Genomic DNA, 26,108 nt, shown 5'->3' on the forward strand with positions numbered 1-26,108 from the left:
CTGCGAGGCGCGAGGCGCCCCTGGCGCTCAGCGCGCGGCTGCCGCCTTGCCGCGCACGGCTTCGGGATGCGAGCGCTTCCATTCCGCGGGCAGCAGCGCGGGCATGTCGCGGAGGCACAGCTTCTTGGTGGCCAGCCGGGGCAGGACGTCCGCCAGGTATGCGACGGGGTCTACCTCAGCCAGCTTGCAGCACCCCAGGAGGGTGTACGCAATGGCGGCGCGTTCGCCACCTGCGTCACTGCCGGCGAAGAGGAAGTTCTTCCTCGTCAGCGCGGTGCGGATGTGCAGGCGCTCCACGACGGTGTTGTCGATGGGGATGACGCCGTCTTCGAGGTAGCGTCGCAACGCCTGTTGGTGGTTGAGCAAGTACCGGATGGCCCGGCCCAGCGGGGAGGAGGGCGGCTCATTGGGTTGGTGGGCAATCGCCCAGGCAATGAGGTCGTCGTAGACGGGTTTGCTGCGCTCCTGCCGCCCTCGCCGCCGCTCGTCAATGGTACAGGCCTGGAGCCTTCGCTCGATGGCGAAGAGTCGCTTGAAGGCCGCCAGCGGCAGCGCGGCTCGCTTGTCGCCGCCGTCCAGGGCCTTCCGGAAGTAGCGCCTCGCGTGCGTGTTGCAGCCACATTCCAGCAGGCCCGCCCGCTTGAAGGACGCGTCGAAGAGGCCGGCCGCATCGGCCACCGTGAGGCCCACTCGCATCGCCAGCATCTGCGCGGGGCCTATCTCCCCTCGCGCTGGCCCTCCCGCTTGCCCGTCGAGTTGTACAGACACAGCGCGGTGTGCTGCGTGCCGCAGTCTTTCACGTCGGCGCCCACATAGCCCCAGATGGCGCCCAGGCGAATGCCCTTCGCATTCTTCGAGTCCAGCACCGGCAGCGACGTCGCATCCAGGTGCATCACCGTGGCGCCCAGTACCTTGGACATGGCCGCGCGCCACACGGGCCGGAGCGCCTCGGTTGCCCAGGCCACCTGGTCGGCGAGGGTGGAGAGGGCCACCTCGAGTCCCAGCCGCTCAAAGCGCTCCACCTGCCGGCTCAGCGGCAGCCCGTCGTAGTACTTCTCCACGAGAAGCTGGGCCACCAGCCTGGCGCCCATCCTCCCGCCGCTCACCACCTTCTCGCCCAGCGGGGCGCGGACCACCTCCGCCTCGCACAGGTGGCACGCGAGCTTCTCCCGCTTGTCCTGCCGGACGATGACCTCCGCCGGAATCAGGTCGATGACCTCCGTCACCTCGTGCCCGACGCACTTCCGCACCTCGCCGCACCGAGGGCACGGACGCTGCTGTGCAGGCACCGGGATGACGTTCTCCACCCGGCGCAGATTCGTCGGAATGGGGCGGCGGGCGGGACGCGTCCGCTTCGGCCGCGCTTGTTCCTTTTGCGGAGGCTCCTCGTCAATGCCGGACGAGCGGCGAAGTCTTGCATCCACTTCCGCCACGTCACCATCGGAGTTCGCCGGCAGTCCGCCCAGGAGCAGCTTCAGCTGCGTGGTGGACACGCCCTCGCTCTTCTTGCCCTTCGTCTTGGCGTCCTGAAGCAGCCGCTCCAGCTCCGAGTTTCTCGACACCAGCCTGGCCACCAACGCCACCACCTCTTCGGTGCGGCCCTCGGCGAGGAGCGCTTTGAGCACCTCCAGCACCGGGCCTCGGCGCGGCTTCTTCGTCGTCTCGGAGGTGGGCGCGGTACCTGGCAAGGCGCGGGAAAGGTAACCAGCCGCCGTGCCCGCGCCACACCCTCGAAGGAGATTTTCTTCAGGCCGAGCGCAAGTGCCCCGGGGGCTCCCAGCGCTGCGACGTCCGCGCGCGCTGCACGTCGATGCCCTCGAGCAGCATCGCCAACTCATGCACGTCGAGTTCAATGCTGGTGGCGCCCAGGGCCACCTGGCTCGGAAAGGTGAAGGTGCCACGCTCGAGGCGCTTGTGTACGAGGGTGAAGCCGCCGCGCGTCCACAGCAGAAGCTTCACCTGGTTCTTCCGGCGGTTGAGGAAGACGAAGACGTGGCCGCTCAGTGGGTCCTTGGCCAGCACCTCGCGGACTTCGTTGCTCAAGCCATCGAAGCTGCGCCGCAGGTTGCACGGCGCCATCGCCACGTACACCTTCACCGCCCGGGGCAAGAGCAGCATCTACCCGCCCCCCGCAGCCAGCGCACCCACCAACTCTGCGACCCAGGCAGGGGGGATTGCGGCCGCGTCCAACAACTCCAGCACACAGCCGCCCGGCAGCCTCACCACCACCGCGGCACTCCCTTCCGCGGGCAGCGTCGGCGCAGCGCTCATCCCCCTCAGCACGGCCGGTACCCACCGCGCTGGGCCGTTAACGGGCGCCGCCTCCTCCCACTCCCCGAGGCGCTCCCGCCACCAGCGCAGTCGCTGGTCCGAGACGCCGCGCTGCCGCGCGTACGTGGCCAGCGGCAACCCGCTCCTCTGCAACGCCGCCAACTCCCTGCGTGCCTCGTCAGGCGTCCACTGCCGCCAACCGCCCCGCTTCTTCGTCGTCCTGAGTCCGTGCATGGCTCGCTACCTCCGCGGCCAGCCTCAGCATACCTCCTGGCGGAGCGCAGCCGCCCACCCGGTGCGCTCTGGCGGAGGGACACGCGCGAACTCCTCGAACTGCTCGGGGTTCGGCCCGACCACACCAGCGTCAACCATGTTGCCTCCGGGTTAGAAGCCCAGCCGTTCCAGTTCGGCCGCGAGCTTCGGGTTTGCTGCACGCCACTTCGGCGACAGGCGCTCGGCATCGAGGCGAGCCCACACGTCGTCGAGGGAACTCTGTTGGACCAGGGTACGAAGCGGCGTGAGCTGAAGCGCGCTCACGTAGCCCGGCCACTGCACATGGGGGGAGTCACCGAACCTGCCGCCCCAGACGAGGCCCGCCTTCGCGGATTCCTCACCCAGCACGCGGTAAGCCGACTCGCGCCAATCCGGCTGTACGCCAGGTCGCGGGCTCGCGTCACAGACGAAGTCGAAGGCGAGCCCGTAGTTGTGCGCGGACAAGCCAGCAGGGGCCGCCTTGCCGCCCTTGCCCGCCAAGTACAACCGACGCAGCTCGGCCTGTTCCGTCAGGTCCCGGAAGCCATGCGTCGCGACGTAGCGAACGCCCCGGGCCGCACAGCGCGCGATGACATCCAGGGCCACCGCGACGAACGGGGGATAGACGCGGTCAAGAGCGACCCGCTCGAAGTTCGCATGGGTCATCAGGAGCCCCGCCCGCCCGATTGGGTCATGCGAAGCAGCTCCAGTTCGACAATCTGCTGAACCTGAGCCGGAAGCCCTCGGATGAACTCGTCGCGCCACCGACGCAGCGCGCCCAATTCCACGGCCACGGCGTTGATGCGCTCGTCCTGCCGAGCGACCTTCTCAACGAGGGCGCGAATCTCCCCGACCAGGGACTTCGCGGCCCAGGTGAGGACGCCGACGCCCGCCGTTCCAAGCAGGGAGCCGACTACGAGCTGCACGGACTGAGTCTCTTCTGCGGTCACAGCGCCACCGGGTCAAAGGGTGCCCCCGGTAAATGCGTGCGAGTTCTGGAAGTGGCCCACTCAGCAGAGGACAGGGCTACGCACAGACGAGTTCCTAACGCGCTACAATCCATCCTAAGGTACATCCCCCAATGGAGATCCGACTCCTGCCGCTCAGAATTTAATCTCTCAAAGAACCGCCCCCTCAGCCCAAGACACCAAAACAGCACAACTCCAAACTCAACAACACCCACACAATATGGCAACCCTCGAGCAAACAAAGGAAGTTCTGCGCGGCCTACGTAGAGGCATCATCATCACCCAGTCTGAGGGGTCAACATTCTCCTTCAAACACCGGCATCGCGACTACACCGTCACGGGTGACGAAATCGACACCTACTTCAAACAAAGGACCAGTCTCAAGAAGACAACGGAAACACAAATATTCTCACCAGGACACTACGAACACGCCATCCAATTCGAAGGATCCCCATACTACAACATCTATCGCGCCGAAAACGCCCTCACACTCGAAAACCCAACCGGAACAATAAGAATCGAAATCAGCAAGCCATCCACAATATTCTGCCTGTCGACAACCGACACCGACAAAATCAACAAGGACCTTCGACTCTCAGCGCTTTCAGAGTTCTCATCCTCAAGATCAGCACCAGCCGAAAAAATAGGACTCAGAGACCTTCTCTTGATACACACAATCAAAGTAAACACATCGCCGACCACATTGCTAGGAAACGACCCCTCCCGGCTACACGAACTCGCAGAGGCGGCGACATTCAATTTCGCATACACTCACGGCATATCAATCTCATTCCTCAAAACATGGACTCGTTCTCGTCATTGGATCATTCGAAAAGAAGCCGAAAAGGCACAATTTCCGTTGCGCACATACAACACCGAACTCGTCGGCTACTACAATCTAGCCCTTGCAAGCGACAGTCTTTTCCTGGGCTATTTGGCACTCTATAAAATACTTGAATACTTCTACACTTCCGCATCGGAGAGTGCCCTACACAAGAAAATGAAAACACATCTCGTTGCGCCAGACTTCTCGCACACTAAAACCCAGAAGCTCCGAGACCTCGCCAAAGCCATTCGACAGTTCGACACGCGACTCGACGAGCTTTCAGCCTTAAAGTATGTTCTCGCCGCATATTTCGACAAATCCGAACTACGCCAGTGGATTGAGACCTACGAAGCAGACAACTCTCCGCATTTCACCGAGAAAAAGACCATCTTCAACACCCCAATGCAGGTCGACACCAGCGACACCGCAATACTGCCAAATATCGCGTCACGCATTTACTCAATCCGAAACGCACTTGTTCACAACAAAGAAGGTGAGATCTCACGATTCGTTCCATACACTGGGCAGGAAGAGACTCTTCAGAAAGAGGTGCAGATCCTCTTGTAACCGTTCACCGACTCATGCTGCGTGCGCGGGCTGAGGGACTTCCGCAAGGGGAAGCAGCGAGGGAGGCGGCAGGCTCCGGCGGTGCGTGCGCAGCGTGTCCGTGAGGAAGTCCAGTACGCCCCGCTCTTGCAGTTTGAGCGTGGTGACGGCGGTGAAGATGCGCTCGACGAAGCAGCTGCCCTCGGGGCCTTGCGTCCCGAATGACGTCTTGCGGTACATGACGGCGTGGCGGATGCACTGCTCGCCGAAGTTGTTCGTCGGCTCGATGTCGGGCACGTCGACAAAGGTCCAGAGGCACTCCTCCAGTTTGAGGATTTCTCGTGCCATGCCCGCCGTCTTCTTCTCCGCGCGTACCTCGGCCTCACGCAGCAGTCGGCCCACCGTGCGTCGTACCTTCTTCATCCGCTGCTCGAAGTCTTCTCGAGCCAGCGTCCCATCGCGCACCCGGTGCCACCACTTGAAGAAGCGGTGGCGCTCGCGCATCAACCGCTCGCCAATGCGGCAGCCTTCGCCTCCGCGGTCGATGAAGCCTTGAAAGTCGCGCGTTAAATGGCTCCAGCAGAGTTGGCGCAGGCCCTTGTCATACCAGTCATACCCGGCCCACCTGTCCGTGGTGAGGAAGCCCAGGAAGCCCTCCCCCAGCAGGGCTTGGGCCACCTTGCCGCCACGACTCCGCGCGATGTGGAACACCACCACCAAGGCCGTGGCGACCACCCACAACCAGGCACGATGGCCCCGGCCATCCTTGCGCCCCTCCACCCATCCCGTCTCGTCCGCGTGGGCCTCGTCGGCCGCCTGCACATATGCGAGGGCCTCGGCCACCGCTGGGGCCAATGCGTCCGTCATCTCCCCTTCGAGATTCACCACGCTGCCCACCGACAAGTCCACGCCTACCATGTCCGAGAGGGCATCCTTCACCAGTCGTTTGGACAGCCGGTACTTGCCTACCAGCAGACTGGCCAGCGCCCCCAGCCTGTCTCCGAAAGCGCTGCGGGCGTGCGCCGGCACCGGCTGGCGCGTCAGCGTGCCGCACGCGCGGCACTCCAGGGCGTGGCTGCGGTACTCGGTGACGACGGCCGACAACGGCGGCACTTCCACTACCTGGTGGCGGCGCGGCTCGCAGTCTCTGCCCTCCAACCGGTGCCCGCAGCCTTGGCACTCCTTGGGCACCAACTCGACGACGTGCTGCACGGCTTCGGGCGGCAGGAGACTTCGCTCATGTTTCTTGTGCCCTGGCTGACCACCGGGGCGGCGGCCCGTGGGCTTCTTCAGCGGGCGCGGCGTGCCGGGGGCGTCCGCGGAGGGGGGCTTCGAGGAGTTGCTCGAATTGAGATTCAGCCGCTCCTTCAACTGCCGGTTCTCCTCGCGCAGCTGCCGGTTCTCCTCGCGCAGCTGCCGGTTCTCCTCGCGCAACCGCCGATTCTCCTCCTCCAGGTGCGCGATGCGCCCCAGCGCCGCTTCCAGCAGCGCCTCCAGCTTCGCAATCCGCGCGTCCCGGGGGTCGAGTTCCGCCACGAGTGGCGGTGTGTCACGCCGCGGCCAACACCGTCGAGCGCCGTCCCGCCCACCGTCCGCTGCCCCGATGTCTCTTCAAGCAGGCACCAGCCGGTGAACGGTTACAGCAACTCATCATCAGGACCGGGAAAGACGTTACATAAAAACCACTCAGCCGCAGGCACCATCACCCCATCATGCCAATTCATGCATATGCGCGCTGACAGCCCTAATCGCGAGGCTTGAGATTATGAGCCAGCAACCCGTTCACGACGTAGGTCTTCGCGAAGCGCACCGTAATCTTCATCACGTCGCCGAAGTCCTTTGAGTCCACGTAAGCAACACGCCCCGGAGCGACACCATCAATCGTCTCTCCGGGATGTAGCGCGTCGGTGCGCGTCCAGCCGCGCTCAAACGTCCGCCAGCGATGATCCGGCGTCACGACGAGCACCCGCCCATCCGTCATGGTGAGCGTGCAGCGCGCCGCCTGATGCCTGCTGACGTGCGTCACCTCGAAGATGCCGCCGTCTCTCTCGTGCTCGTGCATGGTGAGCACTCGCATCCCAGGTCGGAGCATTTCGGCAGGCACTTCCGAACCATCGCCGAGCAACACCGGCGCCCACGGCGCGACACAGGTTCCGTGCGTACCGCCGCCACCTCCACCGCCGCCCGTCGGCGTTGACGCGGGCCCCGTCGCACTGCGCACCATGTTGACGTTGTAGCTGCTCGGAGGGAAGAACCACCGCTCGGCGCTGTAGCCGCTCGCGTTGTGAAGCCGCACCTTCAAGTAGAGCAGCTTGTTCGAAAGCGAGTCCCGCAGCCGGTTGAACCTGTCGCCATACATGAAGGTAAAGCCCGCGCTCGTCGCGTTGCTGGCGTCGCCGTCGACCGCGCCATTCTGATACTTGCGGTCCGCCAGCGGCACCGACGTCCCATAGAGCCACTGGGGCGCGTTGCTGTCGCTATATGCCCAGTAGAACCCCACCTCCATGAAGCGCAGCGCATCCAGGTTGTCGCTCACCGCCTGCGGCTGGATGACGGCATGGTAGTGCGCCCAGGTGAAGTTCGCCGCGCCACCAGCCGCCCCGGCAATCGCGTAGCCCTCAAGCACCTGGATGTTCAGCCGGTCGATGTTCGGAACGCCCTCGTTGTTGCCTCGGTAGTAGATGCGGCTTCCCGTGTCGGCGAGGGCCTGCACGGAACGGAAGAAGCCATCGCTCAGGTAGTAGCGCCCCACCTGGACGTTGTTCGAGGCCACCTTGAGCGTCGTCCCGACGTTGTCGAGCTTCGCCCCGGCCGTGGGGATGCCGCTGCCGTCCTCCGCGTAGTTGGACGTCTTCAGCGTGTTCGCCGCGAGCAAGTCGAAGGTAATCATCTTCCGCATGGAGACGGCATCGAAGTAGAGCCGCTTGCCCACGTCCGCCGCTGCCACCTGGGTTTCCCAGAAGAGTTGAACCCCCGTGCAACCGGCCGGGCACATCCCCTTCACCGTGACGCGTTGGTAGGACGTCCCCACCTGCCCCAGAAAGACGCTCGTACCCTGCCCCGCGTAGACGCCGCTTCCGTCCTCCCACAGCAAATGAAGGCTGCCCATGCCCCCTATCGTGGCCGAAGACGCCTTGACGTAAACCTCGGCGAAGAACTCGTCCCCAGGGGAGCACTTGAGCCGCCCGCCTGGAACCTCTGAGCCATAGCCGCCCGTCCAGCTCAGGCCCGGCCACGCCCCCGAATCCGTCAGTTCCACCCGGCGCACCCAGCGGCCCACCCGCGCGTTGACGGGGTCCTCGGCGAGCCTGTCACCGTCGGGCGTCTTCCCCAGCGCGCGCAGGCCCGCTTCGTTGTAGCCATTCGGGATGAGGTTGTCGGTCGGCGGGTACAGCAGGTGCTGGAAGCCGACGGCGGAGTCGCTCAGCGACGCGCCCTCGAGCTGCTTCGGCGTGACGGCGATTTGGGGCGAGGGGTCCCCCCGGTTGCCGAAGCTGTCCCGGGGCACCACGCGCACGAAGTAAGTCACCCCCGGCATCAAGTCAGCCACGCCGAATACCGTCGTGTCGAACGTCCCACGCAGCGTGGAGCTGCTCGGCGTGAAGCCGCTGGACGTCGAAACGTGCAGCTCGTACCCCGCAGCAGCCGGGCCACTTGAAGCCGGGGTGAGGGACAGCGAGAAGCCATTCACCACCGCCGTCACGGTGATGCTGAGAGGCACGAGCGGCGGGGACGTGTGCGCGGGCTCGCCCAGGCCGGGGCGCGTGTCCATCTCCAGCCACATGGAGATGCCGAAGGAGGGCTTCCCGCGCGTTGTCAGGGTAGTGCGCGCATCCCCCTCTGCCGAGAAGACGTGGCGAAACCCGGTGACTGCCAGGTTCTGCGCGTCCGAGTAGTGAACGCCGTTGGGGAGGAACCGGTAGACGTCGCCCAGCTCCACCGGCAGGAAGAAGTCGACGTCGATTTCCTGGTCGGCGAGCGGCTCGCACAAGTCGGACAGGGCCGCATCCGCCATCCTCCGCGCTTCAACCTCGCTGTTGATGTTGCTCGAAGCGCCCTCGGCGACTTGCATGTAGCGCACGCCGTAGGCGTCCTGGCTCGCGACGTCCTCGACGACGACACTCTTCGTCTTGGCCTGCCCGGTGACGTCCAAGTCGCCCGCGTCCGCATAGACGACCTCCACCTTGTTCCGGACGTCCGTCCTGCTCACCACAAGCTTCGCGACGTCGCGGTAGTCGTCCGGGCCGAAGGTCCACGCGAGCGGCGGATTCGTCCGGCTGGGCTCGGTGAACGTCAAGGCGAAGGTCCCGCTCGACTCGCGCCAGCGATAGCGCGCCTCCCAGCCAATCTGCTGAGCCAGGTCGCGAACGGCGTCGAGGACGCTCGCCTTCTTCTGCGCGTACTGACGAAGCCTCCACCCTGGGGACACTGGGGTATGGAGCACCACGCCCGTCCCGTTGTCCGTCAGAATGGCCTGCATCACCGCCTCGACGGCAACGCCCTGGGCGTCGTCCCCGTAGGCCCGCTCAGCCTCGATGAAGGTGTCCTGGAGCCGCCCGCCCAAGTCACGTCCCCGGAAGACGAGCTGCTCGCCAGCGAAGTCGACTTCGTCGATGTCGCCATGAAACAGCGCGCGCCACTCCCCCTCACTGGGCGCCATGCCGAGGGGCGAAACCGCAGCATCGACGGTGAACTCGCGCCCAGGCCGAATGAGCTGCCCGCTTGTGGCGTTCAGCTTCGAGTCGGCCCGGAGCGGGGCCACGCTGAAAAGTTCAATTTGCCGCTTGAGCGTCACCGTCGCGGCCGACACCGGCTGGTCAACGTCCTCGTCCACCTCAACAGCGTTGAGAAAGTCGCGGCCTTCAAGCTGGCTCAAGTTCCGCCATGTCCCCGCGTCGTCGAGCACCTTCACCCGAACATGGGAAGCGTGTCCGGCCGGGCTCGTGAGCGCCGCCAACCCCTGAGACGACATGCTGCGCATGGATTCCTAAACCTCTCGCAAGGTGAATTCGAGCCGCTCGCCGATGACGCGCGTGCCCTGGTGGATGAATTCGACGAACTCGCCGTCCCGCACTTCGCCAAGCACCTTCGTCTCGCCGACGGCGAAGTCCCCGCCCGCCGTCAGGTACGGCAACGCGCTCCACGCGCGAGCCGAGTGCCACGCGGCCACTTCCGGAATCCACGCGTCCGGGGCGATGAGGGGCAGGCCGACGACGTCGTCGAAGCGCCGCAGGTTGAGCGCCCCCGTCAGAGAGAGGGCGCCACCCGAGACAACCAGCCCGCCCGCACTCGCCGCAGGCGTCCCCTGAATCCAACGCGCCCCATCGCTCCGGTTGATGACCTGGAGCCAGACAGCCCCCGTCGCGTCGAAGAGGTGGTGCAGCGTCGTCCAGCGGGGCCCGAGCTGCATCGCCCAGCCGCAAGACACCCCAATGGGAAGCTCGAAGCCGCCCCCGAAGCGGGCATCTTGGAAGAGGCCCCCCGTCGCAATCGATGAGGCAAGGCCCCGGCTCGTGAAGGTGTCGCCGTCGAAAGCGAGTGCATGGCCGTCCCCGGCAATCAGCCCGCGCAAGGCCAGCGCCTCGACGGATGATAGAGGCCCCGTCTTGAACTCCCACTCCTGGCGCGTCGCGCGGCGCCCGAGCCGGTAGACGCCGCTGAACGAGCGCGAGTCGATGCCGATGTTCACCTGCCTGCGCCGTCCCTCGACAACGGGCACGGTGATGCCATTCAAGCTCAGGAAGGGCATCTCAATACCTCCCATTCAGCCACTCGCCATTGCCGCGACGCCTGCCCGCTTCGCGCTTCATCTCGATGTAGAGCTGCCGCACAGTCTCGGCCGGGTCATTCGCGGCCTGAATCACAATCTGCCCCACGCTCACGTTGCCGCCGCTCACCGGGACAGCCGGGCTCGACGCGACGGGCGACGCGCCATGCACACCCTGCGGCTGTCCTGTAACCGGGTCCTGCGCGTTGAAGCGCGCGAGGGCCACCTTGAATCCGGAGGGGACGTTGGTGAGCGCCTCGGTCGCCTTCTTCGTGGCGCTGGCGTTCGCCCACTGAGCGACAGCGGCGGCAGAGTTCGCGGCGGCCGACTCGTAAGTCGTATCGCGCAGCGTGTTCAACGCCCCGTCGACCTGGTCCATGGGGACTTTCATGCTGTCGAGCCCGCGCGCCATCTTCTCGAAGGCGCCACCGACAAGCGGAATCTTGCTGAGTGCGCGGAAGACACCGGCAATGAAGCCGATGATGCCGTTCCACACCGTCCCGACGCCCTTCACGACGTAGAGGATGCCCATCGCCACGACGCGCACGACGGCGAAGAACGCCTTCATGATGGGGCCCGCGAGCAGCGCCAGCGGCTGCGTCAGCGCGACGAGAATCTGCCCCAACACGCTGACAAGCGGGGCGAGCCCCTGAAAGAGCGTGCCGAGCACCTCCAGCACCGGGGCAATCGCCTGGAGCGGCGCGAGCAGCATTTCGAGCACCGGCACAATCGCATCGAGCAACGGCGCCACCATGTTGAAGGCGGACGCGAGGAGCGGCAGCACGGGGGCCAGCACGCGGCCGATGGCATCGGCAACGAACTGGATGAAGCCCGCCGCCATCTGAATCAGCGAGGCGAACGTCGAGCTTTGCGCGAGCAGCTCGGCGACAACGGCGATGACGCCGCCCCACACGCCCCCCACCAGCATCCCCTGCTCGAAGCGCTCGAACAGCTCGTAGAGCCCCCCCAGGGCCTGCGTGAAGCGGCTCGTGAGGGTGCGCTTCGCTTCGTCAACGGCCCTGGCCAGCGCGTCCGCGAGTTCCTTCGCCTTCTTCCGGGCGACCTGTTCGATGACGGCCGCGACGTTGCCGACGCTCGTCAGGAACTCCTTCGCGTTGAAGTTCCCAATCTGGACGCGGCCCGCTTCGATTTCCGGCCCAGCGGACGGCGTGCGCAGCTTGCCCTTCGGCCCGCCGAGCATGTCGTCGAAGACGCCGCCGAACTTCTCACGGAGGAACGCCGCAGCGTCACCGCCGAGCAGCTTCACGCCATCGAAGGCGTAGCCCGCGCCATAGGAGACGTCCGCCCAAACGGAAGCGAAGCCGTCCTTCAACTTGCCGAGTGCGCCGTCGGCGAAGCCCTTCAGCCCGCCGAGCAGCGCGTCGCCGTTCAGGTCCTTCAACCCTTCGAGCGAGGCCGCGACACCGTCGAGGTTGAGCGCGCGGGCCAGAGGCGCCGCCATGCGTGCCAGGTTGCGCACCACGAAGGCGAACGTTTCGAGCTGCCCGCGAGCCCAAGCACCTACGACATCGGCAAGCCCAGCGAAGGTCGCCCGGAAGAAGGCCACCGCGCGCCCAGCAACCTCGGTGACGCCCCTCCAGGCCGAAACGAGGGCATCGCGCATGCCGGTGCTCGCGTCGTTCCACGCCTTGTAAAGCGTGCCCGCCAGAAGCACTACGCCTGCAACGGCGAGCGCGACAGCCGCCAGAGGCGCCGCCACCACGAGGATACGCGCGGCGGCATTGCGGAAGGCCGCAGCAAAGCCCGCGTCGACCTGCTCAGCCCCCTTCGCGACTTTCTTCAGGTTGCCTTCAACAACGGGCGTCTCCCCACGGACGAATCCGGAGAAGCGCACGACGGCCTTTCCCGCACCGTCCAGCGCAGGGACGACAACCGTACCCACAATTTCGGCAGTGCTCTTAACGACGCCAGCGGCAGTCCCCAGCGCGCCACCCGCGAGCGCCGCCGCAGTCCCCCACACCAGCATCGTCCCGACGGACTGCTTCACCGACGGCTCAAGCCGCTGGAACCACCCGAGCGCATGTTCGAGGACTTCGGAGAGTCTCTCAATGTGCGGAAGGATGGCTTCGCCGATTTCAGCGAAGACGTTGGTGAAGATGAGCTTGATTCTGTCGAGCCGCTCGGTGACGCCGCTATCGAACTCAGCCACGGCGGCAAGCGCGCCATACAGGCCCACGCTGAAGAGTCCGCCGATTGCGCCAATCTTCTTCCCGAGCTTCTCGACTTTGTCGGCCGTCTGAGCAACGTCCGCGACAACCCGTCGCATGGACTTGGAGAACTCGCCAACGGCGGCCGTGACGACGACATACAAGTCGCCAACTTTCAAACCACCGCCAGCCATGACGAATCACCTCTTGCGCAAACGTCGAACGGACTGCTGGCCCGGCTGCGACACGCCTGGGGCCTGTTGGTTGGACGAGCGCCTTTCGAGTTCGTCAGCCTCTCTTCGCGCATAGGCGACGAGCCCGACGACATCCTCGTAAGGCATTTCACGGACTGCTTCGGGCGGCAGTTTCAGGAGAGAGGCAACCCCGTAGAGCAGGCTCGCTTCGGGGTCGCTGTCTATTTTCCCCGCATCTTCTCTTCGCTCACGTTGAAGACGCCCGTCAGGTCCGCCGCCAAGTCCTCAAGCCACGACTCGTCGAGTAGCTCGTCGATGTCGTTGACGGAGAACATCGGGCGGCCCGTCTCCGCGTCGTGCAGCACGCAGACGGCGATGCGCCCCAGCATCCGCGCCCCGGCCCTGTCCCCCGTCGGCTCGTTCTTCTCCGTCATCTCCCCGGCTTCGCGGGCCTGCTCAATCAGCCGTAGCCTGTCCCCCATCGTCGGCTTGATGATGTTCACCTTGACGCCGTCCATCTCCACCGACTTCAGGACGCGACGATTCTTCGCGAGCAGCTTGTGCTTGTTCGACATGGACTCTCCTTTGGGGTGTGAAACGTGGGTGACTCAGGGCGTGCCGTAGCCCCAGGCGAAAACGGCGCCGTCCTGCGACTGGAAGGCGAAGCCGAGGAACTTCACGGTGTGCTCGTAGAGGGCCCCGGGCGTCAGCTTGTGGGCCAGCTCGGGCACCTTGACCCACGCGCGGAAGACTTGGCCCCCGGCTGCCTTGCCCACCTCGATGAGCAGCGGCGTCCCGTCGGCCAGCGCCGCAACCTCGAGCTCGGAGAGGGCCAGCCCCGTCAGCTCCCCCGAGAAGTCCCGGAGCGACACCGAACGGCGCTTGTAGCCGTCCCCCATGACTTGCAGCTCGACGACGTCGTTCGTCACGGTGAGGGAGACGGAGCGCACCAGGGCGAGCGGATGGACGGGCAACGCGTAGCCCGAGACGCGCACCAGGGCCGACGGGCCTGGGGCGCTGGCGAGGTACACGTCGCCGAAGAGCGGATCGACGAAGGCTTCGGCAAGCGTCCAGGAGTCCCCATCCCCGCTGGGGGAAACCTCGACGAAGACGGGCCCCCCCGGGCTGAGCCGCCGAAGCGCCGGGTCCGCGATTCGGAACTCGGTCCCCGTGAAGTCGGACGCGGGCACGGCTTCGGCTTCGAGGAACTCGGAGGGCTCGCCCGCGACGGACAGCGAGCCGACATGCGCGGCGATGACGGCCATCAGACGGCCACCGGGGCGCCGTTGCCCAAGAGCTTGCAGGTGAACTCCACGACACCACCCGGGGTCAGCTTCTCGTCGTAGCTGTTGACGACCATCGGGATGCGCTTGCCCTTGGAGCCGGCCGATGCGCTGGGGTCGAAGATGAACGTCACGTAGACGGTGCTCCCGTCATCGCGCGCGTCACGCAGCACGGACTGCGGCGCGTCGCCTTCCATGAAGTGTCCCGACAGGTCAGCGCTCGTGTCCTTCAGCGTCTGGACGCGGGACTTGTAGCCCGAGCCGCCGAGGTAATTCGTCTCGACGAAGTCGCCCGTCTCGCTAAGCGACGCATCCGTCAGGCCGTCGACACGGTCAGCGGCCTGCGTGGCATTCGCGTCTGAGCGCACCGAAACACTGTCGAGGTGAGCAGCAACAGGGGTCGCCATTGGTAGTTTCCCTACCGACTCGGAAAGAGTCGCGAAAGCGTGGCAAGAATCTGGGCGGCAACCGTTTTGCGGAACTTCGCGCGCCCCCGTCGGGCGGGCTTGCGCAGGAAGTGGACCGGCGTGGCGAAACGCTGCTCGCCCCAGTGAAACCCTTCGTGGATGGCGCCCGCTGCGTCGTGGGCATACCCAGCCGTCGCGCTGACGCTCGCCTTCGCGTCGTTCAGCTCCGGGCCGTCGACAAACCCGGACGTACTCAGCGGCGGTTTGCCGTCCGTGTCCCGAGCGCCCACAGGCACCAGGGCACGACTCGCCTGGAGCACCGTTGACGCGTGTTCGCGAGTCAAGGGCGCCACGTCGGCGAGTACGGGCCGCTCTACCTTCCGCAGCTTGTCGAGCAGCCTGAAATCAAGAGCAACTTTGAGTGGCATTGCCCCCGGTAAATGCGTGCGCTTTCTCTCCGTGGCTCACGCGCCCAGGTCGACGAAGGAGACATTCACGGTGAAGGTCCACCAGTGTCGGTCACTTCCGTCGGTGCCGATGTAGTTGGGGCTGCCTTCGTCCACCTCAATCAGCACATAGGACGCGGCATTCACGAGGTGCAGCACGTCGAGGGCCGCGAGCGCGAGCGCCTGTCCCTCCCGGAAGCTCTCACGCGCCGAGCGCACGCGGACCTGACAGGTGACAGTTCGGAACGTCTTGCGGCCCCCGCCGATGTAGCTCTGCGGCGGCTCCCCTCCGGTTTGCAGCACGAAGCACGCAACGTCCGGCACCGTTGCGTCGTCGTCTTCGAGCGTCGGGCCGAGAAACAGGTTGGCCCCGGCGCTCAGCCCGAGGCCCCCAGCGGCGAGAATCGTCGAGAGGTCGGCAGCAGTGTCGCGGGCCATTAGAGCCACACCTTTCGGTAGCGCAGGACGCCCGCCCCGTCGACGTGCTCGTCAACGGCGGCAGGGCGGCGGGCGTGGTTGAAGTCGGTGATGTCGTCGCCCTTGAACCAAAGCCGGTGGCGCAGGGTGACGGGGGCTTCGGTGTAGACGACGAATGAAGCGACGAACTCGGCGCCGTTGGCGTCGCGAATCAGCTTTCGACTCGGCTGGATACGCGCGGGAGCATCCTGGATGGGCCCCAGCAGAGGAGTCCCCCAGGCGTCCCGGCCGATGACTTCGGCGTAGCTCACTCGCTGGCGGAAGAGAGAAGCGGGCCCGCTCATCAACTCGCCCGCCACAGGACGTGAGGGGCGACGAGCAGTTCGGCGCGGGGACTCGCAAGCCGCTGGCCCGCGCTCCGCTCCCGGTAGCTCACGGACCAATCCCCGAGACTCTCGCTCGACACGTCCGCATCCCGGCCCCGGCCCCGGTAGAGCGCGCAGGCTTCGAGGATGGCTGCCTCTTCGACTTCGGCGGGCAGGGTAACGGGGCCCTGGGACGCATCGAGGGCCACTTGCCCCGGCGTCACGTAGCCGCCCGTGTACGTCACAGCCAGCGCATCGGGGCGCCCCTGGTGCAGTTCGGCCGTCAGGGTGACGAGCCCGCCGACACGCGCCGTCACCGGCCAGAGTCCAGCGAGGCGGTAGAGGAGGCCCCCCGCAGCGAGGTCCCCGGCAAGGGTGTAGGCTGCGGCATCGAGCAGTTCGCCCCCTTCCCTCACCTGGACGACTTCGACGAGCGGCGGGCGGCTCAGGAGGACGTAGGGGCGCCCGTAGCTGTCCGGGTACTCCGTCACCGTGGCCCGCTCGAAGGCCCTGCCGCACAGCCTCGCGATTGCACTGCTGGCGGCAGTGACGCAGCGCTCGACGTGCGAGTCGGAAGGCACGCCCAGGTCGGCGGCCACGGTGGAGGCAAGGCATAGGTCAATCGGGCGGGCCATGGAAGGGGCTCAGGAGGGCATAGGAACGACGAAGCCGGGGCCCCCAGGAGAAAGGGAGCCCCGGCCCGCTGAACGCGTCGTGGCGCGGCGCTACGTGGCTGGAATCTCGTCCGGCCCGCACAGAACAATCAGGCTGGACGCGCCGAGCGTGGGGGACGTACCTCCCGTGAGGGTCACCGTCTCGACGACCCGAAGGTAGCGCTGCGCCGTTGGGAGCCGGACGTTGACCCGGGCCACCGCGTTGGGGGCCGTGAGGGGGACGACTGCGGCATCGGGCAGGTCCGTCCAACCGTTCTCGCCATCGGCGCTGTCCTGGAGCTTCGCAGCCAGCGACAGCGCCGTAGGGCCTCCCGTGGCTGCCCCCGTGGAAGCCGTCAGCACGCACGAGTCGAAGCTGAAGCGGTCGACAGCGGCACTGTTCCGCGTTCCCGCGCTCACGGCGGCGGGCACAGTCCCGGGGCGAATGCCGACGAGCACGCCCGCGTCGGTGGAATTGGCGTTCATGGTGGGGCCTCTCAGGTGTAGGTGATGGAGCTGAACGCCTTCGGCTGGCGGACCTTGAAGTCGCCCTTCACGATGGCGCGAACCGTCGTCTCGTCGTACTCGGCGCGAACGTCGTGTTCCGACAGGATGAGGTCTTCGTCGATGCCGTAGATGAACTGGCGCCAGTCCGCCGAGAAGGTGATGCGCGACACCGGAACGCGCGTCGTCATGACGAAGGGGAATCCGCGAATCGTCCCCCTATCGAGCATCTCCTGACGGAACACCCACACCCCGGAGTTCTGGAGCTGAAGCAGCGCGGTCGCCCGCGTCGGGTGAAGCACCCACGCGGCGTTGCCCATGCGGACATGCGCCGTCAGCGGCAGTTCGACGGCCTTGTCGATGTCGGCCAGGTAGGCCGCTGGCGTCGTCCCCGTGGAAGCGAAGGTGTGCGCGGCGTCGAGCTGAGCGAAGAGCCCCTTCGGCGCGGCCCCCGTCCCGTCCCCGTTGAAGCCCGCGTCGTCCAGGCCATCGGCCACCGTCGCCCGGATGTCCTCACCGACGCCCGCGTCACCCACGCCCGGCGTGCGCAGCAAGTCGTTGCTGATGTCGGTCAGCACCATGCCCTTGTGGGCCTTGAGGACAATCTTCCCGTACTTCGGCGCGCTCTTCGGCACCGTCTCGCCTTCGCCCACCCACTTGAAGACGGACGTTCCGGTTTGCTTGCCCATGTGCAGCTCGCCCTTGAACGTCTGCGTGCGCACGCCCAGCTTGAGCATCGCCGCGTCGGGCCGGAGGAATTCAATCACCTCGCCGCTCTGCTGAATCGGCACCAGCACACCCGCCGAGTCGAACTTGCTGAGCTGAACGGCCTTCTGGACATCGGCGTTGCCGAAGCGCTTCGCGGCGTCGACCAGTTCGGCAGCTCCGGTGCGGCGTCCGGCCGCGATGACGCTCTTCGCGAAGGCACCGAAACTCTCCGCGCTCGCGTAGACGCCAGTCCCGCGCGGCGCGTTGCCCGGCTCAGCCAGGCCCGGGGCACTTCGAGCGGCGGCGTCCATCAGCTCTCGCGCGACCTCGGGGCCGAGCGCCTTCACCATCTGTGCGATTTGCTCGCGAGTCATTCCTTCACTCCTCGGATGTAGCCCTTGAATGCCTCGACGAAGCTCTTCGCGGCGTCGGCGGCGTTGAAACCCTTCGTCTCGTCTTCATCCTCGTCGGGCTCGCTCTTCTGCTCGCCCTCGACGTCTTCCTCGTCCGCCGACTTCGATTCGTCCTCGACGTCTTCTTCGTCGGGCTCGCTCTTCTGCTCGTCCTCGACTGCCTCTTCGTCGGTCGACTTCGCTTCGGCCCGTGCGTCGAGCAGTTCGACAACGCGCTTGGCAACCCGCTCAACGAGGTCATCGGCACCTTCGTCCAGGGACTTCGAGCGCACGGCCCGCGCGTTCCCCGGAATCGTCACGACAGAGATTTCGAGCAGTTCCTGCGCGTCGCAGTCGTACCCGCCCCGCTCGTTCTGCCGGTACTGGCCAGGGAGCATGAGGTAGCGGACGGAGACGGCATTCAGGATGCCCTTTGAAACCTTGCGTTCGACCTTCTTCGCGAACTCGTCTTCGTCGTCGAACTCGATGTCCACCATCAGGGCGTCGCCCTCGACGTAGACGCGCCCCTTGCCAATCGGCAACTGCGGCTCGGCGCCCGTCAACGAGGCGCTCGCCCCGTCGTCGTGGTTGTAGAGGACGACGCCATTCGCGTTGTAGCCGTCCACCCGCCAGCCCTTGACGTTCAGCCGGTCCGAGTAGCGGTCGAAGTCGCCGTCACTCGCTTTGAACTTGAAGACGCGCCGTCCGCCAATGGACTCGACGGCGCTCAACGTCGCCGCGTCCTTTCGGACGGCGCTCAGCCGCAGGGAGCGTGTAATGGTTCCAGGCATGCACCCGGTAAATGCGTGCGACTTCCGCGAGTGGCTCAACCGTCCTTCTTCGCCTCGGCATTCGCTTCCGCCGAGCTGCCCTCGACGGGCGTCGGCGTCTGGCCCGGCTCGTTGGGCTTCTGGCCGGGAAGCAGCTCGGCGAAGCCCTGGCGCTCCGCGTGCGGCTTGAATCCCGCTTCGGCTCGCCACTCGTCGAAGGTGAAGGCGCTCGGGAGCAAGCCCATAATCCGCAGCCGGTGCTCCCGGTCGGCCGGAACAGGCGAGTCGTAGGAGAGAAGCACTTCGTCTTCGAAGCGGGGCGCCAGGTGCTTCTGCATCGACGCCAGGAAGACTTCGGCGCGCGGCTTCGTCGCCTGCTCGGCAAGGTGCTCGCGCGCCGCGTAGCTCGTCGCCTTGTTGCTGCTCGTCACGTCGCCCACAATCTCCGGGGGCACCCGGTACACCATCCGCACGAAGTCCATGAGGAAGCGGCGCAGGTCGACGAGCTGCATGTCGCGGAAGGGCGTGTCGAGTCGGGCAAACGTCGTCCGGCCGCTCGTAATCATCACCCGGCCTGCGTTGGCGGGGCCCCCGTACTCCCGCGCGAGCGACTCTTTGAAGGCCCTCGCGGGCCCGGCCTGCGACTCGTTGAAGCCCTCAATCGCGATGACGGCCCCCGGGAGCATGTTGTTGAAGAAGGCATTCTTCGTGAAGCGCGCCGCGTGCTCGTCGGTGTCGACTTCGTCGCCCAGGGCGTAGGCGATGCCGATGCCACGGCCGAGCGGGTCAGCCGGATTCAAGCGCTTCACGTAGATGACGCTCGACGCGGGCAGGAGGAATGTCCGCCCGCCAGCGGCCACCGTGTAAGTGCGCTCCGACTTCGGCTTGCTCAAGTCCGGAAGCGCGAGGACGCAGTCGGGCGGCACCGGCCACAGTCCCACCGGAACGCCCGCCAGCTCTTCGACGACGGCGAAGAACTCGCCAGTCAAGTCGTAGTGAAGGCAGAAGAGCTTCGCGAAGTCGCGGCCCGTCATGTAGTCGTTCGGGTCCGCCAGCAGTCGCAGCAGCGGGTGGTCGGGCAGCTCCACCGCGCCCCCCACCTCGACGAGCGACTTCAACCGCTCCCGGCGCACATCCCCACAAGCCCGCCGCAACGACACGTCGACGAGCGTCTTCCGCGTCGTGGGGTCCTGCCGCGTGAAGGCCCGCCACGTCACATCCGCGAAGGCATCGCCCACCGTGTCGACGATTGTGCCGAGCCACGGCATCTCGGCGTAGGCCGCGAGCAGCGCAGGCACCTCGCGACGCGGCGGGGCCGAAGCCCAACGGCTCAGCTCCAGCCCCGTTCCCTTGCGCTTGCTGCCCCCGCGAAACGCGGCGCGCACCCTGTCCAACATCCCCATGGAGAACCTCACACCGCGAAGAACTGTTCGACGAAGACCAAGTCATGAACGCCCCAACAGAAGGCGTCGGCCCTGTCGTCGCGACGCCCGTTGATGCCGGTGAATTTGCTGAGCTGCGCTTCCAGCTTAGGGAACGTCCCGACGAACTCGACGCGGCCCGCTTCTGCCAGGGCGGACACCGGCTCGGCGCGCTTGCTCTTCGCGCTCGTCGCCCGCACGGGCTTCACGTTGACGCTCACGCCCATTTCGCCCGCGACGGTGCTGATGAGCGTCTCCACCATCTCCCCGCCCGTGTTCACCTCGACGACGAGCGCGTCACACCCCCATTCGAGATAGGCCCGAATGGCCGTCGTCGCCCACTCGCGGGGACTGGCCCGCCGCGACAGGTCGGCCAACACCGAAACGCGCTTGAGCGGCACCCCGTCGGCCCCGAAGAGCGCGCTCGACTTGCACCCCTGAACGATGATGCCCGTTTCGTCCGAGCCGGTTTCGCTCGTCGGGCTCGGGTCCACGCTGACGATGCGCCTGTCGAGCTGCTGCGCGTACTCGTGCGGGTCGGCCTCCACACGGCCCCACTTCGCCGAGCCGAAGATGGCCCCAGGCACGTCGAAGAGCAGGCGGCCGAGAACCTCTTGCTGTCCCCAGCGGGTGTTCGCCAGCGCCCGCATGTTCGCCACGGCCGACGGCGCCAGGTTCGCGAAGTTGCTCAACGAAGAGCCCGTGCGAAGCACCACACCCGGCTTGAGTTCCTGCGTCTCCGCGTTCGCGAAGAGCAGCTCTTCAATCTTCTTCAGCGGGCGCGGCGTCCCGGTGAGGAGGAGCTGCGGCGGGTCCTCGCGCGAGCCGATGCGCAGCACCAGCGGAAGCTGGTCCACCGCCGCCATGTCGTGTTTCCAGGACGCCGGTTCATCACCCCACCCCCACCCGGCATTCGGCCCGCGCAGCCGGTCGGGCTTATCCGCCGAGTAGCAGATGGCATAGACGCCGTTGGGCCACGTCACCCGGCGCTTGCTGGGCTCGTACTTGGGGGTAAACCAGGGGGGCGACAGGGCGAGGATGCCGGATGCGCCGCGAATCATGGTGTCGCGCACGTCCGCCGCCGTCGGGCCGATGAGGGCCCCGACGCTCTTCGCCTGCCACGCCTTTTTGATGACCCAGCGCGCGCCGCACCACGTCTTCCCGAAGCCGCGCCCGGCCATGACGAAGCACGTTGAGAATTTGTCCGGGGGCGACTGCTCGCGACGCGCCCAGAAGTCGAGGTCGTAGACGAGCAGCTCGACTTCCTTGTCGTCGAGCCCGCCGAAGAGCTTCGCGAGCTGAGCGCGGGAACCGGCCGTCAGGACCATCCGCGACGCGGGCGACTCGTGCGGGGCGAGCCCCTCGGCGAACTTCCCCCAGGCGCCCTTCGCCAGAAGGCTACGCATCGCCCGCCCCCTTGTCCTCGAGTTGCTCGGACGGCGCGGCGTCGGCAGGGGCGGACGCGGGCGGCTCGTCCGGGAGGAACTTCCCCAGCCGGTCAATCAGCAGCTCGCGCAGGGCGGCAGTGTCGGCGGCCTGGTCCTCGGGGCTCTTCGCCTCGACGTTGTCGCGTCGCCCGTACAGCTCTGGGAAGCGGCGGCTCAGTAGCCACTGGACATGCTTGGGGTTCGTCGTCGCGGCGGCCTGGAGCGTCTCCGTCGCCCCCTGCATGAACTCCGCTTCGGCTCGGTCCACCGCGACGAAGAACTCGCGGTAGAGCCCGCGCGCCTCGCTCGCGCCCCGGTGGAACCAGCGGGAGACGGTCTGCTCGTCGACTCCCACGAGGCCCGCTGCCGCTCGACGGAAGAGGCCCGAGCGCAAGTGCTCGCAGATCTGCTGTTGAAGCTCAGGAGTGAGTTTGGTCGGTCTTGCCACACCCGGTAAATGCGTGCGGTTTCGCGAAGTTTTTCGGGGGAGCGCTCAACAAAACGCATCGACCCCACGGTTTTTCTCAGAATTTTTCGAAAGTGGGGGCGCTCCGAGCAAGCCAGAATCCGCCCCATGCAAGGAAATAAACGCCAGGGGGCTATCCCCATTTCATTTCAACCACACTGAAACAAAACCAACAAATGAACACACGAGCACACACTAACGCACATGAAATATGGCTCTCATCCTGAGCAGGCAGTCACCCCTAGTTATTTCCGCCTCTTACACTCGGATTGGTTGCTGGGCAGGCGGCTGTTTTCCCTCGGGGCGCGCTCAGGAGGGGGAGCCACACCCCAACTATCCGTCCAACCGCCTCAACTGCGTCGGCGTCATGCCTGGAGCGCAGCTCGCCCACCCTCAGGCATTCTTGAAGTGACCAAGTCATACTAGGCGCGTACTATATGTGCCGCAATCCTGCCTGTTTGAGTATAATTCGGCGCGGCCCTCTGATCTTGAATTATCATTGATGAATGAGACGGCACTTATGGGAAGCGAAATATGAGCCAAACAAAACGGTGGTTTGAGACGCTTGACGACTTAAGGGTTGCCATTCTCGAGGGAGAACCAGCAGCCACTCGCAGACTCACATCATTGATTCATCGCGTAGCAAAAGGCTCGGTGGAGACTTTTCCCACCATTCATGATCTGCGCCAAGCTCTTCAGGATGGCCGGGTGGATGCGATCTTTATAGATCTAGTCGCAATAGGCACAGACATATCGGTACCCTTTATTGAGGAGACGCGGAGCACTTATCCCAGGATTCCAATTTGTCTATTTGGCACGACAGAGTCACTCAGCAACATACCAGGAATCTCTCCAAAGTGGCGGAAACGATTTGAGCACTACCTCAGGGCTCCGATTGATGTTCCAGACCAATCTCTTCAGGACAGCCTTGGCAGCATACTATCAAACTGCGCTGCAGACATCGTTCGCTGGGAGGCAAAGAACCAACTCGCTCAGGTGACGAGCGAGCTGAAGCAAGGGAGCGGGAAACTAGATAGTGGCACGCAGCAGCGCGTGCTTGCCACAATGGAAGCAGCGCAAGCAGCTCTTTCGACGCCAGCAGTCTCCGTGGCTCCCCCCAGCGGCTTTGCAGTGTTCTTCCAAGACGCACGGGTTACCGCTCTTGTAAACTCGACACTTGAGGAATGCAGCAAGACAGCCAGACGCAGTTCCCATGTCAACGTCGCCGTCATTGCCTTTGGCATGGCCATGATTCTTTTTTCGTTTACAGCATTCCTGGTCGAGAGAGATCCTCTAATACTATCCTTTGGTGGCTTTGGGCTTGCGGGGCTTATTGCAGCCCTCATCTCCTCTCCGCTTAAGCGCATGGCCAACGACGCAAGTCGACTAATGCAGCTACAGTTGGCTTATCTGTCCTTTTTAAATCAGACCGCGCTGCTTACTGACTCCGCCGACTCTTCGAGCCGGACAGAGCGAAGTAGATTGCTTGGAGAGGAATCGCGAAAGCTGTTTGACTTGCTTGCAAGGCCGTCCGCCGAGGATGTCGAGCGCAATGGCAAGGCACAATGAGCAAGTCGCCAAGAACAAGGAAGACATCGCCCCGCTGAAGACGTCATTACCACGGAACTAAACACCATTAACCACCAACCACGCAGACAGCCCACGCAAATGCGAATCACCTTCGAACTCATCTCCGGACAACAATTCGAACGCCTGTGCATTCTTCTCCTCCAAGCCGAGGGATTTGACACAACAGAGTGGGACCTCCCTAGCCATCAAGACCGTGGATTTGATTTGTTGGCCTCCCCCCCTGCATCCTCCGAACTTTGGGCGGTCGAATGCCTCCGCACAGAGAACTTGTCCGCGCTGAGACGTGCAGCATCTGACCTGAACGCAGCTCAGAGACTCAGCGGAACAAGTGGCTCAATGCTGATCACTTCGGCAGCGCTATCTCCGAAAACCAAGAGTGAACTCACGCACCTCAACGCACTATCGAAAATATGGGACAAGAACGACCTAGAGACCATTTTCAACAGACACCCCCGAGTCAGACATGCCTACACTTCCCTGCTCACATCGATAGAGGAGATAGACCTCCTCTTGCCGCCCCGTCCCTCCAGGACGGCCAAAGGCAGGGAACTAAAGGACAGGCTAAGCAATCTGCCAACAGGAAAAGAACACTGGAAAGAGTACGAGAATTTAGGCGTCGAGATTCTAAGCTGGGTATTTTCCCCCTACCTGAGAACACCCAGAATTCAATCCTGGTCAGAGGACGAACTGGACCGGCGTGACGCCATATTCCCCATTAAAAAAGGAAACGATTTCTGGGACAATATCCATGCTCACCATCGCGCCCGAATGGTCGTAGCAGAATTTAAAAACTCCGGCGACGAACTCAATCAGGTGGACGTCGAATCACTTGCCCAATACCTGTATCCAAATGCAATGAGGCCATTTGGGCTTCTCTGCGGAAGAGTCGCCGCATCAAAATCCGCACGCAAGGCGAGACGCAGAACGTGGCAGGCATCTGGAGGACTGATCGTTCTTCTATTTGACGACGACTTGAAGGAACTTATCGATCGCAAAGATCGCAACGAAGATCCAACCGAAGTCATCGACATCCAGCTAGACGAGTTTTTTTTGGAACTTGCCCCATAAGATATTCTTTCGCGGCCCGCCAGGAGTGCCCTGGAGCTGTTATCCAGGCCAACCAACATACGCACGACGACAAAACTAGCTCCCGTGACGAGAGGTTCTCTCCCAATTAACGGCGAGTTCGCGAAGCTCCATCAAGGCCCGCGCGAGCATCCGGTCGACGCGACTCTTCGGCGCACCCCACGCTTCCGCCACGGAGCGCACCGACTGCGCCGGGCGGTTGAGTCCGAAGACGCGTGAGACAAGCTCCCGCTGCTCAGGGGCCAGCCGTCGCACGGCATCGAACACGAGAACTCGTCGCTCAGCCGCCAGCAGCTTTGCCTCGGGCGTCTCTTCGTCGGCCTCCAGGCACGACATCTCGCGGAGTGCGGATTCCAGCTCTTCGACCCACGAGTCATCGGCCGAAGCACCGTCCGAGAAATGAGACGGTATGTCCATGCGATGGACGCGCACGACGTTGCCTTCGTTGCTGTGGATTGAACGCGCGGTGCGACGCTTGTGCGCGCCGTCGCTCAGCTCAGATGAACGTCGGTGCCGTGCAAGCGCGCGTACTGCTCGCAGGCAGCCCGCGCCCGGAAGTAGGCAACCTGGCCGAACGACTGGCGCCCCCTCGTCGCGTCGTACTTGGACACCGCGCGAAGCACCGCCATGGCGGCAACTTGTGCGAGGTCATCAGGCGACAACGAGCCCGTGATGGGCAAGAGGGCCCCGACTATGCGGCGGATGAGGGGCCTCACGGAGTCGAGCAGCTCAGCGGACAACCGTCGCTCCAGCACGGCTTTGCCGCTCGCGCGGGCCGACAGGATTCGGGACACGAGTTCGGATTGCCGGGCCGCCCGGAGGCCATACTCACTGTGTGAAACCTGCTTCTTCGCACTCCCCCTGCGACAAATCGCTGCGTGAGACATCGCCCCAACAGAAGCATGCCGCATGCCGACTACGCTCGATTCACAGACAGTCTCAGCCACGGTGATTGAACGCCTCGCCCAGAGTGGGCCACACGAATCCGGCCCTGCGGCACCACTGCCGCTCCCCCGGTAAATGCGTGTGGATTCCGTCAGCGGCTCACGCACGCTCGAAAGGCGGCGACGAAGGCGAGTCGGCATGTCCCTAGTAGATGCGTGCGACTTCCGCGAACGACTCAGGCATCAACGCCCGTCATCAATCAGGCTCTCTTCCTATCCTCTCTCCTTCTTCTCTTT

28 protein-coding genes are annotated in these 26,108 nt (G+C 64.8%); 3 read left to right on the forward strand and 25 right to left on the reverse strand.

Features of this window, described 5'->3' with window-relative positions:
* Positions 1-27 precede the first annotated feature (27 nt).
* The 6 genes from KGD87_RS13665 to KGD87_RS13690 all read right to left on the reverse strand — a co-directional run bounded on the left by KGD87_RS13665 (position 28) and on the right by KGD87_RS13690 (position 3,449).
* Positions 28-705: an IS66 family transposase gene (locus KGD87_RS13665; RefSeq protein ID WP_284663043.1), complete on the reverse strand. Its 678-nt coding sequence runs from the start codon at positions 703-705 to the stop codon at positions 28-30.
* Positions 706-716: 11 nt separating this feature from the next.
* Positions 717-1,688, reverse strand: coding sequence for an IS66 family transposase (locus KGD87_RS13670; RefSeq protein ID WP_284663042.1), 972 nt, complete (start codon positions 1,686-1,688; stop codon positions 717-719).
* Between the two features lie 58 nt (positions 1,689-1,746).
* On the reverse strand, positions 1,747-2,118 hold the full coding sequence (gene tnpB, locus KGD87_RS13675; protein WP_095959537.1) for an IS66 family insertion sequence element accessory protein TnpB: 372 nt from the start codon (positions 2,116-2,118) through the stop codon (positions 1,747-1,749).
* Positions 2,119-2,505 carry an IS66 family insertion sequence element accessory protein TnpA gene (tnpA, locus tag KGD87_RS13680; RefSeq protein WP_284662560.1) on the reverse strand — a complete coding sequence of 129 codons (387 nt, stop codon included), beginning with the start codon at positions 2,503-2,505 and terminating at the stop codon, positions 2,119-2,121.
* Between the two features lie 150 nt (positions 2,506-2,655).
* Complete coding sequence (locus KGD87_RS13685; protein ID WP_284667867.1) at positions 2,656-3,189, reverse strand: M15 family metallopeptidase; 534 nt, start codon at positions 3,187-3,189, stop codon at positions 2,656-2,658.
* Complete coding sequence (locus KGD87_RS13690; protein WP_284667868.1) at positions 3,189-3,449, reverse strand: hypothetical protein; 261 nt, start codon at positions 3,447-3,449, stop codon at positions 3,189-3,191. The genes KGD87_RS13685 and KGD87_RS13690 overlap by 1 nt, the downstream gene beginning before the upstream one ends.
* 262 nt (positions 3,450-3,711) lie before the next feature.
* Here KGD87_RS13690 and KGD87_RS13695 point away from each other — a divergent pair, with 262 nt between their 5' ends.
* On the forward strand, positions 3,712-4,884 hold the full coding sequence (locus KGD87_RS13695) for a hypothetical protein (protein WP_284667870.1): 1,173 nt from the start codon (positions 3,712-3,714) through the stop codon (positions 4,882-4,884).
* A 12-nt stretch (positions 4,885-4,896) separates the two neighbouring features.
* On the opposite strand, the gene tnpC is transcribed toward KGD87_RS13695, so the two are convergent.
* The 17 genes from tnpC to KGD87_RS13780 all read right to left on the reverse strand — a co-directional run bounded on the left by tnpC (position 4,897) and on the right by KGD87_RS13780 (position 22,140).
* Positions 4,897-6,399, reverse strand: coding sequence for an IS66 family transposase (tnpC, locus tag KGD87_RS13700; RefSeq protein WP_284664471.1), 1,503 nt, complete (start codon positions 6,397-6,399; stop codon positions 4,897-4,899).
* A 208-nt stretch (positions 6,400-6,607) separates the two neighbouring features.
* Positions 6,608-9,523: a hypothetical protein gene (locus KGD87_RS13705; RefSeq protein ID WP_284667871.1), complete on the reverse strand. Its 2,916-nt coding sequence runs from the start codon at positions 9,521-9,523 to the stop codon at positions 6,608-6,610.
* Between the two features lie 327 nt (positions 9,524-9,850).
* Positions 9,851-10,612 carry a hypothetical protein gene (locus KGD87_RS13710; RefSeq protein ID WP_284667872.1) on the reverse strand — a complete coding sequence of 254 codons (762 nt, stop codon included), beginning with the start codon at positions 10,610-10,612 and terminating at the stop codon, positions 9,851-9,853.
* Between the two features lies 1 nt (position 10,613).
* Positions 10,614-12,992 carry a phage tail family protein gene (locus KGD87_RS13715; RefSeq protein WP_284667873.1) on the reverse strand — a complete coding sequence of 793 codons (2,379 nt, stop codon included), beginning with the start codon at positions 12,990-12,992 and terminating at the stop codon, positions 10,614-10,616.
* 221 nt (positions 12,993-13,213) lie between these two features.
* Positions 13,214-13,567, reverse strand: a complete 354-nt coding sequence (locus KGD87_RS13720; RefSeq protein WP_284667874.1) for a phage tail protein — start codon at positions 13,565-13,567, stop codon at positions 13,214-13,216.
* Between the two features lie 33 nt (positions 13,568-13,600).
* Positions 13,601-14,257, reverse strand: coding sequence for a hypothetical protein (locus tag KGD87_RS13725; RefSeq protein ID WP_284667876.1), 657 nt, complete (start codon positions 14,255-14,257; stop codon positions 13,601-13,603).
* A complete protein-coding gene (locus tag KGD87_RS13730; protein ID WP_240358161.1) occupies positions 14,257-14,643 on the reverse strand; it encodes a phage tail tube protein in 387 nt (128 codons plus the stop codon). The genes KGD87_RS13725 and KGD87_RS13730 overlap by 1 nt, the downstream gene beginning before the upstream one ends.
* Before the next feature lie 50 nt (positions 14,644-14,693).
* Complete coding sequence (locus tag KGD87_RS13735) at positions 14,694-15,110, reverse strand: hypothetical protein (protein ID WP_284667877.1); 417 nt, start codon at positions 15,108-15,110, stop codon at positions 14,694-14,696.
* A gap of 36 nt (positions 15,111-15,146) precedes the next feature.
* A complete protein-coding gene (locus KGD87_RS13740; protein ID WP_163781399.1) occupies positions 15,147-15,566 on the reverse strand; it encodes a phage tail terminator protein in 420 nt (139 codons plus the stop codon).
* Positions 15,566-15,889 (reverse strand): hypothetical protein, encoded by a 324-nt coding sequence (locus KGD87_RS13745; protein ID WP_284667878.1) that lies wholly within the window; start codon positions 15,887-15,889, stop codon positions 15,566-15,568. The genes KGD87_RS13740 and KGD87_RS13745 overlap by 1 nt, the downstream gene beginning before the upstream one ends.
* Positions 15,889-16,545 (reverse strand): head-tail connector protein, encoded by a 657-nt coding sequence (locus KGD87_RS13750; protein ID WP_284667879.1) that lies wholly within the window; start codon positions 16,543-16,545, stop codon positions 15,889-15,891. Before KGD87_RS13750 ends, KGD87_RS13745 begins: the two co-directional genes overlap by 1 nt.
* A 90-nt stretch (positions 16,546-16,635) precedes the next feature.
* Positions 16,636-17,049: a hypothetical protein gene (locus tag KGD87_RS13755; RefSeq protein WP_284667880.1), complete on the reverse strand. Its 414-nt coding sequence runs from the start codon at positions 17,047-17,049 to the stop codon at positions 16,636-16,638.
* Between the two features lie 11 nt (positions 17,050-17,060).
* Positions 17,061-18,149 carry a phage major capsid protein gene (locus KGD87_RS13760; protein WP_284667881.1) on the reverse strand — a complete coding sequence of 363 codons (1,089 nt, stop codon included), beginning with the start codon at positions 18,147-18,149 and terminating at the stop codon, positions 17,061-17,063.
* On the reverse strand, positions 18,146-18,958 hold the full coding sequence (locus tag KGD87_RS13765; RefSeq protein WP_284667882.1) for an HK97 family phage prohead protease: 813 nt from the start codon (positions 18,956-18,958) through the stop codon (positions 18,146-18,148). The genes KGD87_RS13760 and KGD87_RS13765 overlap by 4 nt, the downstream gene beginning before the upstream one ends.
* A 35-nt stretch (positions 18,959-18,993) precedes the next feature.
* Positions 18,994-20,340: a phage portal protein gene (locus tag KGD87_RS13770; RefSeq protein WP_284667883.1), complete on the reverse strand. Its 1,347-nt coding sequence runs from the start codon at positions 20,338-20,340 to the stop codon at positions 18,994-18,996.
* 8 nt (positions 20,341-20,348) lie between these two features.
* The gene (locus KGD87_RS13775) at positions 20,349-21,764 is read right to left on the reverse strand and encodes a terminase large subunit domain-containing protein (RefSeq protein ID WP_284667884.1); all 1,416 of its coding nucleotides are present in this window, start codon (positions 21,762-21,764) and stop codon (positions 20,349-20,351) included.
* Entirely contained in the window at positions 21,757-22,140 is a 384-nt protein-coding gene (locus tag KGD87_RS13780; protein ID WP_284667886.1) for a hypothetical protein, read from the reverse strand. Before KGD87_RS13780 ends, KGD87_RS13775 begins: the two co-directional genes overlap by 8 nt.
* Positions 22,141-22,785: 645 nt before the next feature.
* On the opposite strand from KGD87_RS13780, the gene KGD87_RS13785 reads away from it, so the two are divergent.
* Both KGD87_RS13785 and KGD87_RS13790 read left to right on the forward strand, forming a co-directional pair.
* Positions 22,786-23,820 (forward strand): type 2 periplasmic-binding domain-containing protein, encoded by a 1,035-nt coding sequence (locus KGD87_RS13785; protein WP_284667887.1) that lies wholly within the window; start codon positions 22,786-22,788, stop codon positions 23,818-23,820.
* 99 nt (positions 23,821-23,919) lie between these two features.
* On the forward strand, positions 23,920-24,909 hold the full coding sequence (locus KGD87_RS13790; protein WP_284667888.1) for a restriction endonuclease: 990 nt from the start codon (positions 23,920-23,922) through the stop codon (positions 24,907-24,909).
* 75 nt (positions 24,910-24,984) lie between these two features.
* Here KGD87_RS13790 and KGD87_RS13795 read toward each other — a convergent pair whose 3' ends face one another.
* Positions 24,985-25,359 carry a sigma-70 RNA polymerase sigma factor region 4 domain-containing protein gene (locus KGD87_RS13795; protein WP_284667889.1) on the reverse strand — a complete coding sequence of 125 codons (375 nt, stop codon included), beginning with the start codon at positions 25,357-25,359 and terminating at the stop codon, positions 24,985-24,987.
* A 59-nt stretch (positions 25,360-25,418) separates the two neighbouring features.
* A complete protein-coding gene (locus tag KGD87_RS13800) occupies positions 25,419-25,721 on the reverse strand; it encodes a sigma factor (RefSeq protein ID WP_284667890.1) in 303 nt (100 codons plus the stop codon).
* Positions 25,722-26,108 lie beyond the last annotated feature (387 nt).

The sequence above is a fragment of the Myxococcus sp. SDU36 genome, assembly GCF_030168875.1.
GTDB classification, from domain to species: Bacteria; Myxococcota; Myxococcia; order Myxococcales; family Myxococcaceae; genus Myxococcus; species Myxococcus vastator.